The 15,197-nt window shown below is 57.8% G+C and carries 11 protein-coding genes; 6 read left to right on the top strand and 5 right to left on the bottom strand.

All coding sequences use genetic code 11. From position 1 onward, the window contains the following. Positions 1–91 precede the first annotated feature (91 nt). From AC2A6O_RS15825 to AC2A6O_RS15800, 6 genes are all read left to right on the top strand, one after another. Positions 92–1,225: an ROK family transcriptional regulator gene (locus tag AC2A6O_RS15825; RefSeq protein WP_148587647.1), complete on the top strand. Its 1,134-nt coding sequence runs from the start codon at positions 92–94 to the stop codon at positions 1,223–1,225. A gap of 145 nt (positions 1,226–1,370) precedes the next feature. Continuing rightward, entirely contained in the window at positions 1,371–2,558 is a 1,188-nt protein-coding gene (locus AC2A6O_RS15820; protein WP_498928742.1) for a thioesterase domain-containing protein, read from the top strand. 374 nt (positions 2,559–2,932) lie between these two features. After that, a complete protein-coding gene (locus tag AC2A6O_RS15815) occupies positions 2,933–4,324 on the top strand; it encodes a transaminase (RefSeq protein ID WP_498928453.1) in 1,392 nt (463 codons plus the stop codon). A 1-nt stretch (position 4,325) separates the two neighbouring features. Beyond that, positions 4,326–5,708 (top strand): glutamine synthetase family protein, encoded by a 1,383-nt coding sequence (locus tag AC2A6O_RS15810; RefSeq protein WP_498928451.1) that lies wholly within the window; start codon positions 4,326–4,328, stop codon positions 5,706–5,708. Beyond that, positions 5,705–6,478 carry an SDR family NAD(P)-dependent oxidoreductase gene (locus AC2A6O_RS15805; RefSeq protein WP_498928449.1) on the top strand — a complete coding sequence of 258 codons (774 nt, stop codon included), beginning with the start codon at positions 5,705–5,707 and terminating at the stop codon, positions 6,476–6,478. Before AC2A6O_RS15810 ends, AC2A6O_RS15805 begins: the two co-directional genes overlap by 4 nt. A 95-nt stretch (positions 6,479–6,573) precedes the next feature. Further along, complete coding sequence (locus tag AC2A6O_RS15800) at positions 6,574–7,224, top strand: GntR family transcriptional regulator (protein ID WP_148587651.1); 651 nt, start codon at positions 6,574–6,576, stop codon at positions 7,222–7,224. A 518-nt stretch (positions 7,225–7,742) separates the two neighbouring features. Here AC2A6O_RS15800 and AC2A6O_RS15795 read toward each other — a convergent pair. The 5 genes from AC2A6O_RS15795 to AC2A6O_RS15775 all read right to left on the bottom strand — a co-directional run bounded on the left by AC2A6O_RS15795 (position 7,743) and on the right by AC2A6O_RS15775 (position 15,185). Further along, the gene (locus AC2A6O_RS15795; protein WP_498928740.1) at positions 7,743–8,699 is read right to left on the bottom strand and encodes a DUF4238 domain-containing protein; all 957 of its coding nucleotides are present in this window, start codon (positions 8,697–8,699) and stop codon (positions 7,743–7,745) included. Between the two features lie 652 nt (positions 8,700–9,351). Continuing rightward, positions 9,352–11,538, bottom strand: a complete 2,187-nt coding sequence (gene paoC / locus AC2A6O_RS15790) for an aldehyde oxidoreductase molybdenum-binding subunit PaoC (protein WP_498928447.1) — start codon at positions 11,536–11,538, stop codon at positions 9,352–9,354. A gap of 4 nt (positions 11,539–11,542) precedes the next feature. Beyond that, the gene (locus tag AC2A6O_RS15785) at positions 11,543–12,493 is read right to left on the bottom strand and encodes an FAD binding domain-containing protein (RefSeq protein ID WP_498928445.1); all 951 of its coding nucleotides are present in this window, start codon (positions 12,491–12,493) and stop codon (positions 11,543–11,545) included. Continuing rightward, entirely contained in the window at positions 12,490–13,131 is a 642-nt protein-coding gene (paoA, locus tag AC2A6O_RS15780; protein WP_498928443.1) for an aldehyde dehydrogenase iron-sulfur subunit PaoA, read from the bottom strand. Before paoA ends, AC2A6O_RS15785 begins: the two co-directional genes overlap by 4 nt. 362 nt (positions 13,132–13,493) lie before the next feature. Beyond that, on the bottom strand, positions 13,494–15,185 hold the full coding sequence (locus AC2A6O_RS15775) for a methyl-accepting chemotaxis protein (RefSeq protein ID WP_498928441.1): 1,692 nt from the start codon (positions 15,183–15,185) through the stop codon (positions 13,494–13,496). Positions 15,186–15,197 lie beyond the last annotated feature (12 nt).

Below are 15,197 nucleotides of genomic sequence, written 5' to 3'. Positions count from 1 at the left end.
CGACAAAACCGACAAGGGTGAGATTTTGGGTGATTGTCTGTCAGATCTCGGATAGTGGAAGAGGCTGAGATCAGAAGCTGTGAGGACCGGTTTGATCAATCTGGGTTATAATGAGCGCCGCGTGATTGAAATGCTCCGGCGGCATGGCGGCCTGTCCCGCAGCGAGCTTGCCCGGGAGCTGGAAGTCTCTGCACCCACCTTGACTCGCCTGACCTCCAACCTGATTGACAACGGCCTCATCCTCGAAGAAGCCGAGCCGCGCGCGCCAAGCGGTCGCGGGAAGCCGCAAACTGCCGTAAAGCTCAATCCGGACGGGCTGTTCTCCGTTGGCGTCTATTTCAATCCGGACGACATGCGTATCTGCCTGGCAGATCTCGAAGGGAACATCAGGACCGAACATATCCAGGAACTGAACGACCACAGTTTCAGTCACATCATGGGCGTGGCCGTTCCGGCCGTCCGCGAGGTGATCAAGAAAAGCGGTATTGATGTGAACCGCTTGCTCGGATGTGGACTTTCCTTCCCCGGTCACTTTTCACGCAACCCCGGACACGTGTTCCAGATCCCCCAGTTTGCCAGTTGGCACGACATCGATGTGAACACCGATTTTGAACCTCTGTTCGAGATGCCGGTCTTTCACGAGAACGACGGCAAGGCAGCGATTCTCTCGGAACTGTATTATGGCGCCGGGCGGAATCTTCGAAACTTCGTGATGATCTGGCTGACCTATGGCATCGGCGGGGCAGTGGTCGTCCAACGGCAACTTTACCGGGGCACCAACCGCAACGCGGGGGAGTTTGGCGGCCTTTTCCCGAAGTCTCATCCGAGACCTTCAGGCCAGGATCTGTGCAATCTTCTATCCCGTTCAGGGGTCCCGATCCGCCGCCTGCGCGAAATCGACGAAAGCTACCGCGATCATCCCGGCGTCCGGGAATGGCTGGACCGGGCAACGGATCAGCTGCGTGGCCTGGCATTGACGGTTGCCAGAACACTTGATCCCGGCGCCATCGTCTTTGGCGGCTCGTTGCCGGACTGGATCATCCAGCATTTCGTTCAGCATCTCGGATCGCTGGAAATTCTGGGCGAAGACTTTCACGTGGAGCCTCCCGAAATCCGGCTTTCGGACATGAGCGACAAACCCCATCTGGGCGCCGCGACCATTCCCCTCTACCGCGCCACGACCCCCAGCTATTATTCAGGGCGGGCCCTGAAGGGCTGGTCTTGACGAGATTGGCTCACAGAGGCTCAAATCGTGGCCGGATGAAAGCTCAGTCGCAGTTCACCGAGTAAAAAATTTACAAGTTTGCGAAAAGATGGGCTCGCGTTGAGCAAAACGACGCCCTGCTGTTTGTGAGTTTCTGGTGCATTCCATGTCGTGTTTCTCGGTTCCTGTAGATGTCAAAGAAAAGCTGCTGGACCTTGCCGCGCATGTCCTGAAACGGCAAATTTCGATGGATGACACCATTGAAGATCAATTCAACGTCAACAGGTTCCTGCAGTTGACGGAGCGTTTTTATGCCGAGACCGGCATCGAACTCGATGTCAATAGTGCCTTTGTGTGGCGGTCGATCGGAGAACTTGCCGAGGCAGTGGATCGGGGAAGTCTGCCAGAGCTTCCCAAACTGCTGCAACTTCGGGATGGAGACAAGTCGCGTCCTTTGATCGTGTTCGCCGGGGGGCTGAGTTGTTTTCTTGAACTGAAAGACCTTCTAAAGGGGCTGGATTACGACGGCGTCATCTACGGAATTCGCCTAAGTCAATTCAACAAGGACGGTTCCGAGCCTGCACGTGTCTGCGATGAAGTGAAGGCCTGCTGCGAAGAACTCGCAAGCAAGGGGATTACCGGGCCCGTAAGTCTGGTCGGCTATTCGTTTGGCGGCATATTCGCACTGGAACTCGCCAGAAAGCTTGAAGAAAACGGCCAGGAAGTCCGATTTCTGGGCTTGATCGATCCCCTGCTGAGCGAGCATGCCTGGCCCTGGCATATTTGGGCCAGCCATACGTTTCGAATTCTCATGCGGCAACTGAGGGGAGTGCCGGGCAAACTTCTGAACAAGAAGCCATTGCGAGGGAGCCCGGCTCGGGGAGTGCACACCAAACGAAAGCACCTGCAGCTGCTTGTCCATCTACTGCGGCCTTTCTTCCTTCGGTATTGCAATCCGGCCTGGAAAATTTATCCGGAACTCTGCGCGGAATGGCGGGAAGACCGTACGCCAGATTACACACGTAGCGGCCGACAGCTCCTCACGATGCGCGGTCTCTATCGGCCAAGCGCCTACAGCGGAGATCTGGTGTATTATCGGGCTGAAGGCGGAACGCCGATTTTCCAGGCGCAGCAAAAGACTTGGTCTCCCTATCTCCTGAACGCCGAATGGGTTGACCGGCGTGGAACGCACCTGAGCATCATCGCCGGAAAAAATGGTGTCTTGCTGGGTAGAGATATTGGCCACCGTATGAAGTCACTTTCAACGACGTCCGGGCGCGTGACTTCCGACAAGTTCGCAAGCGGCTCGGCATTTCCGGTTTTCCGGCAAGGTATTGCAGACGGGGCAACCTGACTGCCGCTGCCAGCGAGGCTTGCAAATACCCACCTGGTCGACACCGATGGCACCAACACTTTTTCTCTGGTCATCGAGAGGTCAATTGACGCAAACCGGCTTGTTCCGGCCCCGGTAAGCCTCGGGACGATGCACGAACAACAGGGCATCGAAGGCCACCATCAATCACCCGAGAAAGATAGCGGTCGACGGTTTGTCTCTACCGACAAAGTGTGATCACATTACTCTTTAAAAATTATCCGAAGCGATGCACCTCCATAGAGGCGCACCAATTTTTTGAGCAAAATCAGCCCGAATCTTCAAATTAGCTCATTGACAGAAACCCCTCGATCCATAAATGTGATCACATTATTCATTCCAGAAGGTCTTGATTAGTGCTGAGCACCTCACCGGGAACACCCCTTCATCACGACGCAATTGTCAGTGCGGCCGAGCGCATTCTCGCCGACGAGACAGCGATCTTCACGGGTGCGCACGCGCGCAGCAAAGAGGTATTCGCCACGCCGTCCTCAGGCTTCTTCGATAACGTCCCGCAATATTGGATGCGGGACTGGCCAATGCCGTTTCCAGTTGTGATCAACAAGGCGTCCGGAAGCGAAGTCTGGGACATTGATGGGAATCGTGTGATCGATTTCTGTCTCGGAGACAGCGGCGCGATGTTCGGTCATGGGCCGCAGCCGATTTTGAAAGCCCTTGCCGGCGCGGCGACCCATGGCCTTACCACGATGCTGCCTTCCAACGACCTTGATGCCGTTGGCGACCTTTTGCGCAGCACATTCGGCATGTCGAAGTGGCAGGTCACGACGACGGCAAGCGATGCCAACCGCTTCGCCTTGCGGGTCGCGCGCGCGGTGACCGGGCGCAAGAAGATCCTGGTGTTCGATGGCTGCTATCATGGGGCGGTCGACGAAACATTGGTGGACCTTGTAGACGGGAAAACGGTGCCGCGTGGTGGCCTGATTGGTCAGGCGGTGGATCTGTCCGAGACGACGGTCTGCATACCCTTCAATGACGTTCCGGCTCTTGAGGCAGCATTGAAGGAGGGGGATATCGCTTGTGTGGTGGCAGAGCCTGTCATGACCAATTGCGGCATGATTCTTCCCCAAGCCGGTTTTCACAAGACGCTGCGGGATCTGACGCGCGCGACCGGGACACTGCTTCACATTGATGAAACCCATACGGTTTCAACAGGTTACGGTGGATATTCAAAGGTTCACGGTCTCGAACCGGATATCTTCGTCGTTGGAAAGCCGGTCGGCGGCGGTATTCCGGTGGCTGTATGGGGCATGACGAAAGATGTGGCGAACAGGCTCGACGATGCGCGCGCAGCAATTACCGGCACGGGTCACTCGGGCATTGGCACAACGCTCTCTGGCAGCGCATTACAACTCGCCTGCCTCAGGGCCTGCCTCGAAGAGGTGATGACGACCGAAGCCTACGCCAGAATGAACCGCCATGCCGATATGATCGAGGAGGGCTTCTCGGCCGCTATCAAGCAGTGCCATTTGCCCTGGCATGTGGGCCGCGTCGGCGCGCGGCTGGAGGTCGTGTTCTCTCCTGATCCATTGCAGAACGCTGCAGAAGCAAAGGCCGCTGCCAATGCGACAATCCAGAAAGCGCTGCACTCGGCATTCCTGAACCTCGGATATCTCGTCACCCCATTCCACAACATGGTTCTTGTGGCCCCCACCACAAGCGAAGCAGATGTCGCTGGCCTTGTTTCCAGCTTCGAGAAAATCCTCCATAGACTGACAGAGGCTGCATAAAATGGCCGGAACACGTCCACAAAATGCGGCCCCTGTCGAGGAAGCCGAAACCTTTCTGGAACAGCACCCGGAAATCGCAGCCTTCGACCTGGTTCTCATCGATCCAAACGGGGTGGCACGCGGCAAGATCATTCGCCGTCATGAACTCTTGCCATTGTTCCGTTCCGGTCGGCATCTGCCCGGCTCAATTCTCGGGCTCGATGTAACCGGTGCGGATGTCGATGAAACCGGTTTGACCTGGGACGATGGAGACGCCGACAGAGTTGCCTGGCCGATTTCCGGTTCACTTGTAACATTGCCCTGGACGTCACCCGAACGCGGTGAAGTTCGCGTCATGCTGTACGAACTCGACGGCTCTCCCATGGGGGCTGATCCCCGTCAGGCTCTGGTGCGCCAGATCGAGCGTTTTGCCACCAGAGACATGGTCCCGGTGCTGGCTTTCGAACTGGAATTCTATCTTCTTGACGCTGAAAAAAATGGCGCTGGCAAACCAGAGGCGGCCCGCCTGCCACTTTCGGGAAAAGCAGCACAGGGCAACCACGTCTACAGCGTTGCCATGCTGGATCAGTTCGAGCCGTTTATCGATGCGCTCTACAACGCCGCCGCAGCCCAAAATCTGCCTGTGGAAACAATCATCTCGGAATATGCGCCAGGCCAGTTTGAACTCACGCTCCGCCATCAGGCCCAGGGTCTGCGGGCGGCAGACGATCTCGTGATGCTCAAGCGGCTGGTTCGCGGTCTCGCGATCCGGCACGGTATGCGCGCCAACTTTATGGCCAAGCCATTCGCCCATCGCTCCGGTTCCGGCATGCATCTTCATGCCAGTCTTGCAGACCCGTCGGGTCGCAATCTGTTTGCCGACGAGCAAAACGATCTCGCGCCTTTGCTGCGCCACGCCATCGGTGGCTTGCAGGAAACAATGGCGGAGTCGATGCTGGTCTTTGCCCCCAATCTGAATTCCTGGCGTCGCTTTACTCGCAACAGCTACGCGCCGACCTCTCCGACATGGGGTCGCAACAACCGCAGCGTTGCCATCAGGGTGCCGGCCGGCAATCCGGCCAACCGCCACCTTGAACATCGCTCACCTGGTGTCGACGCCAACCCTTATCTGGTTGCTGCGACCGTCCTTGCAGGGATCTACCGGGGGATCGAAACCCAGATCGAGCCGGACGCAGAAGCAACCACCTATAGCGACGCTCCTGAAACGTCACTGCCTCGCGACTGGCGGGAAGCAATCGATTTTGCTGATCGATCCGACTTTCTTAAGGATGCGCTCGGTGAACGCATGGCCTCTGTCTTCATTGCGCTCAAGCGTGTTGAACACAGTTTCTTTGCCTCGGAGGTAACAGACGAAGAATTTGCCTATTATGGCGATGTCATATGACGACACGCGAAGACGACTTTCGCACGGCTTTGGTAACCGGAGCAGGAAGCCCCGATGGCATAGGCTTTGCGATTGCCCGCAAACTTGCACAGAAAGGCCTGACTGTATTCATCACAGGCGCGAGCGATCGGATCCACCAGCGCGCGGAAGAGCTGCGTGCGCAAGGCTTCAGCGTCACATCCCATGTCGCGGATCTCACCAAAGCAGATGAAGTTCTGCGGATGCGGGACATTGTTGGCCCAGTTGATATTCTCATCAACAATGCAGGCATGGGGTCCGTGGCGGTGCCAGCCGTGCAACGCGATTTTCAGGCGCTGAGCGAGGCTGATTGGGACGCTGGAATGGATGTTACGCTCAAGACGGCTTTTCTGGTCACGCGCGCATTTCTGGTCTCAATGACCGAACGGCGGCGCGGGCGCATCGTGAATATCGCCTCCGTTACCGGACCATTCGTTTCCAATCCGGGTGAAGCTGCCTACTCGGCGGCAAAGGCAGGCATGGTGGGGCTCACCCATGCCCTGGCGCTTGAAGTTGCGCCGTGCGGCCTGACCGTGAATGCAGTCGCCCCCGGCTGGATCGAGACCGGGGCGTCCACCGAGGACGAGCGGATCGCTGCGCGGCACACGCCACCCGGACGCGCCGGCACACCGGATGAAGTCGCTGCCGCCGCTGCCTTTCTGGCCTCTGCCGACGCGAGTTACGTGAATGGCGCAGTGTTGGTCGTCGATGGTGGAAACATTCTGCAGGAACGCAAGGTCCAACTTGCCTGAGCTTCAGTCATGTCGCGCGCACAGGCAGAAAGCGCGCCCGAAACAAGGCATGTTGCAAGTGGTTTCAGCGCAGTGTCTTGAAGGTATGGGAAACAATGCGAGAGCTATCGACGCAACAGCAGCAGGTTTATCAGGCGCTTCGCGAGCAGCTTATTTCGGGCCGCTTTTCTCCCGGCACGAGCGTTAGTCTCCGGGGCCTCAGCAAGAGCATGGACGTTGGCCTGATGCCTGTCCGCGAGGCGATTACAAGGCTAGGAGGCGAGCGTGCACTGGAAGTGCGTCGCAACGGCCGGGTCGGCATTCCCGAACTCACACGCGACCGGTTCGAGGAGCTTATGCAGGCGCGGCTGCACCTGGAGCCGCTTTGCGCACGTCGGGCGCTTCCCTATGTGACGTCTGAGACGATTGCCGCAATGGAAGCCAGCGATTCCCGCATGAACCAAAGCTACGGAGCCAAGGATGCGGACACCTACATGCGGGAAAACTACCAATTTCACTTCGAATTGTACCGGGCAGGGGGGTCGGAAGTCCTTGTCGCTCTGCTGGAAAGCATTTGGATGCAGTTCGGCCCGTTCATGCGAAGCGTTTATGACATGAACGAAACGACCCGCATGGTCGACAAGCACCAGATGACGCTGGAAGCCATTCGACGAGAGGATTCCGAAGCACTGGGCGTTGCGATCAAGGCGGACATCCTCGACGCCATTCACCTGTTGAAACAAACCCTTGGAAACGATCCTCAATAGAAACAGCCGGTTGGCCCCGAATTCGAGGCCGAACCACCTGGGGTGAGCTCGAACACGCGATAACGAATTCTGAAGGTTTGGAGATATGACGAAGGGGCGGGCGGCAACACCGGCCCTGAGCGGTCGTCCATCAAAAAAGCTGTACGCCGCGGTGCGGTCCGTCCTATCGGCCTTTCGCCCCGCATGCGTTGTCTGCGTCACCGGCAAGGCCCACTGAGCGAGACCTTTGAGAAATTTGCTACCGATTCCTGAACTGGAAAAATGGGCGGGGAGCGGAAGTTCGCAGCTTTCGCGCGAGCGAGCAAAATGAGGCCGGGAGCAGAACTTGCTCAAAGGTCAGCCCTTGGCGCGGAGGCGCTGCTGCCAATGGCTGTTGATGATATATTGCGGTAGCCGGGTTACAGCAGGCTGCAAAGCGGCCTACAGGTTTTACAGAATAACAACTTTTTTTCTGAAGTTCTGAGCTATGGGTACTGATAGGCTTAACCTTGTTATTGGCGAATATCGCAAGTTGGCCTTTAAACTTTACGCTCCTTTGTTAGCTCGGGTATAAGGCTTGGGTATTCACGCTTTCCCATCAGCCGTCGTACTTCGGAAATATTTGCGCCATCGATTCCATAAACATTCTTCCGCGCCTGTCCAATGATAGCTTGATTTGATAGCCGGACGATTTTGCCCACCGGCATACTTTCGAACTTGGCTTTAAAATCAGTCTTCATAAATGCGATAAAAAGGTGTCGCGGACTAATTGGCATAGCAAAGTGCCCATCGGGACGTCCTAGACCATTGGTCATCACTAAAGGGTGGTCGGAGGTCATCAAAGGCCTTTTGATGAAGCTCGTATCGAGTACTGACCACTTGGCACCCATAAGTAGCCGAATTACATTCTCGTTTTGTATTAACTTGGTGGCAATCAGGAGGGCTTGCCGCTCAGGAGTCGTTGGGTCTTCCGCCAAAAAATACCCTTCCAGGGTATCCGGCCATCCGGGCTTTTTTAGGCTGTCATATTCCTTTTGGATTTTTTCGCTGGGAGACTTCCAAAGGGTTAGGAAATTAGCTTTGAAGTTCTTGATCTCCTCTGGTGCGCGCATCCCCATTGACAATATGAAGCGTGCCCAGGCAATCCTCTCTTGTCCTTCGGGAATGATCCCTTGTAAAAGCAAATCACGAGCGGCTGCGGCCGTAGTATCGACCGTACTCATGAAAACACTCTCGATTTTCTGTTTCGTTTTCTCGGTTACCCCTGGAATTGTATATAGGTCGTATTCATAACCGGTCGACTTCGTCCCCCTTCGCCGTGACCTTATTTGGTTGCTAGGTGGCACTCGTCCAAATTCTTCCAGTTTATGATCTTTTCCCAGCCAACAGCGCAAATAAAACTGCGGAATGTAATGGTGTTTCTGGCCTTTCCTCTGCTTTTCTTTGCTCACAGTATTTTGGTCCCTTGAAATGCAGTTAGATTTCCCTTGGTTCATCACGTCAGGAATGCGCGCCTTTCGAGCCTTCACCACGTAACGGTCAAACGTCAACTCTGGGCCGTAATTTGACAGTGCACGACCCCATATCGAAAGTATTGACCGGCTCGGAGCCGACATTCGTTGCGGTTGATCCGGGCCGCTGCGATGCGCCTTACGTCGGACATTCAGTAGACCTGAAGCTGAAAGTAGCCGCTCGTTAGCGATCGAGCGAAGGTCTGACGGGCGAGAACTGAACCTTTGCTGCAGGCGGACTGGCGCTTTAAGCGCAGTTCCAGGGTGGTGCAACCGCTCCAACTCTGGTTCCGTCTCCGAAGCCTTTCGACAAGCGGGTTCGCAGGTGAATTACGTGCGATTGGATACGCGAAATACTGGCCTGCTCGGCGCGGACCAGAAGACTTGATTGAAATCCGTAGAGGCCAAAGGCTTTCAATCATGGTGTTCGAAAACATCGAATAGCCGCCCGAATTTCCTGGCGTCGAAGAATTCTCCGATTCTGTTGGGAGTATCCGCAGAAGAGGCAAGGTTCTGAATGCGCCGACGCTAAGCCGGCGCCAGAGCCTGGAGGCTCGGCGTCAGCATGAAGGGGGATCACGAGCGGGCGATCCGGAAACGTTGCGTCAACGTGGCGTCGAAACAATGAGTTTTGCGATCAGATTTCCGGCAGTTCCCCGATCAGCTTGTCCAGTGTGACGGGGTAGTCGCGAATGCGGATCCCGGTCGCGTTATGGACCGCGTTGGCAATTGCCGCCGCGACGCCGCAAATTCCAAGCTCACCGACGCCCTTGGCCTTGAGCGGAGAGATCTCCGGATCTTCCGTGTCGAGAAAGATGACGTCCTGCTGCGGCACATCGGCATGAACAGGGACTTCGTACCCCGCAAGATCGTGATTGACGAGGTATCCTCTGCTTGTGTCCACGAGCAACTCCTCTGAAAGGGCTGCACCGAGGGCCATGGTCATTCCGCCGATCACCTGGCTACGGGCCGTGACCGGATTCAGGATGCGTCCGGCATCGCAGACCGCGAGCATTCGGCGCACGCGCACCGTACCGGTTGCTGCATGAACACCAACTTCGACAAAATGCGCGGCAAAGGTCGCAATCTTGAACTTCTTCTGGCTGTCGCCGAAGTCCATGCTGTCTTCCGCGCAGACTTCCTTGCCATCGAAAAGGTCTGCCAGGGGGAAAGCCTTGTTGCCGGCAATGACCCGTCCATCCTCGAACCGCAGGTCATCGCTGCCGAGTTCCTCTGCAATCTTGTTCCGCAAGGCCAGGCAGGCCGCGTAAACGCCGGCGGTGGAACTGGCGGCTCCGAATTGCCCTCCCGATCCGGAAGAGACGGGGAAATCGCTGTTGCCCAGTCGGACGTCAACAGTGTCTGCGGTGAGCCCCATCATCTCGGCGGCCGTTTGCGCAATTATCGTATAGGACCCGGTGCCGATGTCGGTCATGTCCGTTTCGACAATCAGCCGCCCCTTTTTCAGGCGGACGCGCGCGCCGGATTTCAGCGTCGGGGCGCCGCGATAAGCGCCGGCAACGCCGTGTCCGATCAGCCACATGCCATCGCGGGTGCTTCCCGGTGACCGGTTTCGCGAGTTCCAGCCGAATGTCTCCGCGCCAACGCGCAGGCAGTCGACAAAATGACGGTCGGAGAATGGAATGTCCGGGTTCTGCGGATCGACCTGGGTGTCGTTGAGAATGCGGAATTCGACCGGATCCATGCCGAGTTTATCGGCCATTTCGTCCATTGCGATTTCGAGGGCCATCAACCCCGAGGCTTCCCCGGGCGCACGCATGGACGAGCTTTCCGGCAGGTGGATTTTCAGCTCGTGGTGTTTTACCCGTCGATTGGCGGCCGCATAGAAGACTTCCGTCTGGCTTACCGGGTTTTCCTCGCTGCTGCCGTGCGGCGTTCTATGGGATGCACCTTCGTGCTCGATGCAGGTCAGCCGGCCATCGCGTTCTGCCGCAAGCCTGATGCGCTGGATTGTGGCCGGCCGATGGGTTGTGTTGTTGAAGACAAACGGACGGGGCAGGGCGAGTTTTACCGGCCGGCCAGCAGCGCGAGAGCCGATGGCCGCAAGCACCGCATCCGAGCGCAGGAAGAGCTTGGCGCCAAAGCCACCTCCGACGTAGGGGCTTTCCACCCGGATCTTCTCCGGGTCGATATCGAAGGTCTGGGCCAGCGACTTTCGATTCCACGCGATCATCTGGTTGGAAGTCCACACGGTCATCCGCTCGCCGTCGGACCAGTCGACGACGGAGGCATGGGGTTCCATCATGGCGTGGGATTGGACCGGCGTACGGTAGGTCGCGTCGAGCGTGACGCTTGCATCCGCGAAGCCGGCGTCCACGTTTCCCGTTTCCGAATCCGGATCGCCGGACGTATCGCGCCCTTTCCAGGCCTCTTCCATATCGAAGAGGCCGCTTTCTTCCTCGTAGGTCACTTCGATCATGTTCGCTGCGTGGCGCGCATGTTCCAGGGTGTCGGCGACCACAACTGCAATTGCCTGATGATAGTGCTGGATCGCGTCACCACCGAAAAGACGCACGTCGTTGAAAGAAGAAATGCCGAGCGGATCGATTTCAAGCGTCGTGACAATGGCGGTAACGCCGGGCGCAGCGCGTGCGGCCTCCGCGTCGATCGAGACAATCCGCCCACGGGCGATGGTTGCGCCCAACGGATAGCCAACCAGCTGACCACCAACAACGTCGTGGCGCTCGTAGGCGTAGGGCGCCTGACCCGAAACCTTCAACGGGCCGTCGATACGGGTGTGGGCCTTTCCCAGAACCGCGGTGGTGTCGAAGAAAGTGTCTGTGGCGGTGTTTTCGAACTTCATGGGATTACTCCTCGGCCAGCATCGCGGCGAGCGTGCGTTCCGCCAACTTGAGCTTGAATGCATTTTCTTTCGTCGGCCGAGCCCCCTCGAGAAGGCATTCCATGACAGCCTTGGCCCCTTCGGGGAGGGCGGCATCTGCGTCCGGGCGGCGCCATGGCTTGGGGGCGACGCCGCCAAGCGCGACGCGGCCGGTCCCGTCCGGATGCCGGACAAGGGCAACAGACACCAGGGCAAACGCATAGGAGGCCCGGTCGCGTACCTTGTGATAGGCCTGCCGGCCGCCGACCGGCGCCGGAAGAAGCACTGCGGTAATCAGTTCGCCGTCCTTGAGAACCGTTTCCCTGTCGGGCGTCGTCCCGGGCAGGCAGTGAAAGTCCTGGAGCGGGATGAGGCGAATGTCCCCTTCCGGCGTAAGGGTCTCGACAGTTGCGTCCAGAACGCGCAGGGCGACGGCCATATCGGATGGATTTTGGGCGATACAGGCATCGGATGTGCCGATGACGCCCAGCTGACGGGAGTGGCCGGAAGGTGACAGGGCTGCGCACCCTGCGCCCGGAGAACGCTTGTTGCAGGGCAGGGCCGTGTCGTAGAAATAGGGACAGCGGGTGCGCTGCAGGAGATTGCCGCCGGTTGTCGCCTTGTTGCGCAACTGGCCGGAAGCTCCCGCCACAAGAGCCCGTGTCAGAACGGGGTAGTCCCGGCGAACCCTGTCATGGTCGGCAAGATCGGTGTTGGAAACCAGCGCTCCGATCCGCAGACCTCCGTCATCGGTTTCCTGGATGCTGTCGAGACCGGTGCCGTTCACGTCGATGAGGTGAAACGGCGTCTCTATTTCCAGCTTCATCAGGTCGAGCAGGTTGGTTCCCCCTGCGATGAACATTGCGCCCGGCACTTCGGCGGCACGCGCGGCAGCTGTTACCGGATCGGTTGCGCGTTCGTAGGAAAAACTTCTCATGCCTCGGCCTCCGCGATCTCGGTAATGGCCACGAGCATGTTGGCGTAGGCGCCGCAGCGGCAGATGTTACCGGACATGCGCTCGCGAATTTCGTCTTCCGTTATTTTGATCCTCGATGTCAGATCGGCGGTGACATGGCTCGGTATACCTGCGCGGATTTCCTCCAGCACGGCTTTGGCGGAGCAGATCTGACCGGGGGTGCAGTAGCCGCACTGGAAACCGTCATGATCGATGAAGGCCTGCTGCATCGGGTCCAGCTTGTCCGGAGTTCCAATTCCTTCGATGGTCGTGACGTCGTCGCCCTCATGCATCACCGCGAGGCTGAGACAGGCGTTGATCCTACGACCGTTGACTGAAACCGTGCAGGCGCCGCACTGGCCGTGATCGCACCCTTTCTTGGGACCTGTGATTTTCAGGTTCTCACGAAGCGCGTCGAGCAGTGTGGTGCGGTTGTCGAGGGTGAGCGTGTGCTCTTCGCCGTTGACGTTGAAGGAAACGCTCGAAACGTCTCCTGAGGGGGTTCGTTCTCCTGGTTTTGGAGAAGGGGCAGACGGTGTCTGGTGACGTGCTGCCGTCTGCGGCGCGAGATCCTTTGGCTGCGACTGGCTGGGCGAGTGCCTGGCTGTGCCTGGGCGCATGGGAAACCTTCCTTTTTCGCCGCGAAGATCCAGACCTGAGTCAGGACGCTTCCGGCCGGTTCAATGGCGAGACGCTGTCTGCGGTGCAAGGTCAGCCAGCTCCGGAGAGCCGCTGTTCGTGCCGCGCCGGCTCAGGCCTGCGAGCGGCCGGCAATCGCGTCCTCAGGTGATGAACGTTTGAAAAAGGCAAAAAGTTGCGTCGCAGCCGGAGTTGGGGTCTCGGCCCCCAACTCGACGGCATTAAAATCCAACATTGAAATGATGCACGTTTAATGGCCGGGAAAGCGGTTGGCATGGGGAACAAAAAACCCGCCAAGGCAGCCTTGGCGGGTTCTTGATCTTTTTGCGGTTTATCCGGCTCTTCAGGCAGCTTCGACGCTGTTTGTCTTGACCCCGTCGATATAGTCCGCGACCCGCTGTCTCAGACCCGTTGCCTGCTGATCCAGAGACTGTGCTGCCGACGACACGGCCGTCGAGGTCTGGTTGGTCTGTTCTGCCGCCTGGGAAACCTCAGTGATGTTCAGGGACACATTGTTGGTCCCTTCTGCGGCCTCCTGCACATTGCGGGCAATCTCGGCTGTTGCCGCGCCCTGCTGTTCAACGGCAGCGGAGATGGTCGATGTGATCTCGTTGATCTTTGCGACGGTTTCAGTGATCTCATTGATCGCGGAGACCGCTGCACCCGTTTCCGTCTGAATGCTGGAGATCTGCGTCGAGATATCTTCCGTTGCCTTGGAGGTCTGAGTGGCCAGTTCCTTCACTTCGGCAGCAACCACTGCAAAGCCCCTGCCGGCCTCTCCGGCCCGCGCTGCCTCGATCGTGGCATTCAACGCAAGCAGATTGGTCTGCTCCGCGATTGCCTGGATGAGGTTCACCACATCGCCGATGCGGCTTGCTGCTTCCGACAGGCCGCGAACACGCTCGTTGGTCGTGCCGGCCTGGGTTGCCGCACGGGACGCCACTTCGGCGGAGATGACGACCTGGCGGTTGATTTCATTGACCGAGGCAGACAGCTCTTCTGCTGCTGCGGAAACGGTTTCCACGTTGTGCGATGCATTGGCGGCTGCAGTCTCGACGAAACGGCTTCGTTCAGAGGTATGTTCCGCACCCTGGCTCAACTGTGTGGAGGCTGCCTTCAGTTCCGTCACCGACGTGGTGATCATTTCGAGCATCTCATGAACCTGGGTCTCGAATGCACCCGACAGGTTCTGAATGTTGTGCGCACGCTCCACATCCAGCTTGCGCCGCTCGGCGTCGCCTGCGGCAAGCTCCTTCCGGCTCCGTTCGTTGCGGACGAAGGCTCCCATTGCCTTGGCCATGTCACCGATTTCATCGGCCCGGTCCGTTTCGTCGACGGTGATGTCCGTATTGCCCTCGTGCAACTCGCGCATGTTCTCGGTCAGCGCCTTCAGCGGACGGGCAACATTCCGGATTGTGGCGTAGGCGATCAGAACTGCAATAGCACCACCGACGAGAATGATTGCGATCAGCTGCATTGCATTGTTCCAGAAGGTTTCCTGAACGTCGGTTACATAGAGCCCCGTGCCGAATACCCATCCCCAGGGTTCATAGGTCTGCGCCCAGGAGATCTTCTGAAGGAGCTCATCGCCACCCAACCGAGCCACCATGTAATCCACGCTGCCGCCGCCTGCCTTCGCAGCCTCGATCATTTCGCGGATCTGATACTTGCCGTTCGCGTCTTTGCTGTCCAAACCGTTTTTACCGACCAGCTTTGGATTGCTTGCGATCAGCCGTGTACCATCAAGCGCATAGGCAAAGACGTAGCCGTCTCCATCGTAGCGAAGGGAACCGATCAGTTCCTTCGCACGATCTTGGGCCTCCTCCTTGGACATTTCGCCCGAGAGTTCCTTCTCGTGATAGAACTGCGAGGCGGACAGCGCCATATCAACTAGGGATTGTGTCTTGTTGATCCGCTCATTGAGCAAGGCAGTATTCAATGCCGACAGACTAACGCCAGCTACGATGATTGAGAGTACGGTTAGAGTGATGACCGGGAGCCAGAACTTGACGCCGAGACCAATGCGATTGAGCATGTCTATTGACCT

Source organism: Labrenzia sp. ATLA3 (genome assembly GCF_057180185.1).
This window is presented reverse-complemented; position numbering and strand designations above follow the sequence as displayed.

What these genes read in the sequence shown, in the direction of transcription:
- AC2A6O_RS15820 (WP_498928742.1), top strand. Translation starts at nt 1,371, where the DNA reads ATGTCGTGTTTCTCGGTTCCTGTAGATGTCAAAGAAAAGCTGCTGGAC.
- AC2A6O_RS15810 (WP_498928451.1), top strand. Translation starts at nt 4,326, where the DNA reads ATGGCCGGAACACGTCCACAAAATGCGGCCCCTGTCGAGGAAGCCGAA.
- AC2A6O_RS15805 (WP_498928449.1), top strand. Translation starts at nt 5,705, where the DNA reads ATGACGACACGCGAAGACGACTTTCGCACGGCTTTGGTAACCGGAGCA.
- AC2A6O_RS15800 (WP_148587651.1), top strand. Translation starts at nt 6,574, where the DNA reads ATGCGAGAGCTATCGACGCAACAGCAGCAGGTTTATCAGGCGCTTCGC.
- AC2A6O_RS15795 (WP_498928740.1), bottom strand. Translation starts at nt 8,699, where the DNA reads ATGAACCAAGGGAAATCTAACTGCATTTCAAGGGACCAAAATACTGTG.
- paoC (WP_498928447.1), bottom strand. Translation starts at nt 11,538, where the DNA reads ATGAAGTTCGAAAACACCGCCACAGACACTTTCTTCGACACCACCGCG.
- AC2A6O_RS15785 (WP_498928445.1), bottom strand. Translation starts at nt 12,493, where the DNA reads ATGAGAAGTTTTTCCTACGAACGCGCAACCGATCCGGTAACAGCTGCC.
- paoA (WP_498928443.1), bottom strand. Translation starts at nt 13,131, where the DNA reads ATGCGCCCAGGCACAGCCAGGCACTCGCCCAGCCAGTCGCAGCCAAAG.
- AC2A6O_RS15775 (WP_498928441.1), bottom strand. Translation starts at nt 15,185, where the DNA reads ATGCTCAATCGCATTGGTCTCGGCGTCAAGTTCTGGCTCCCGGTCATC.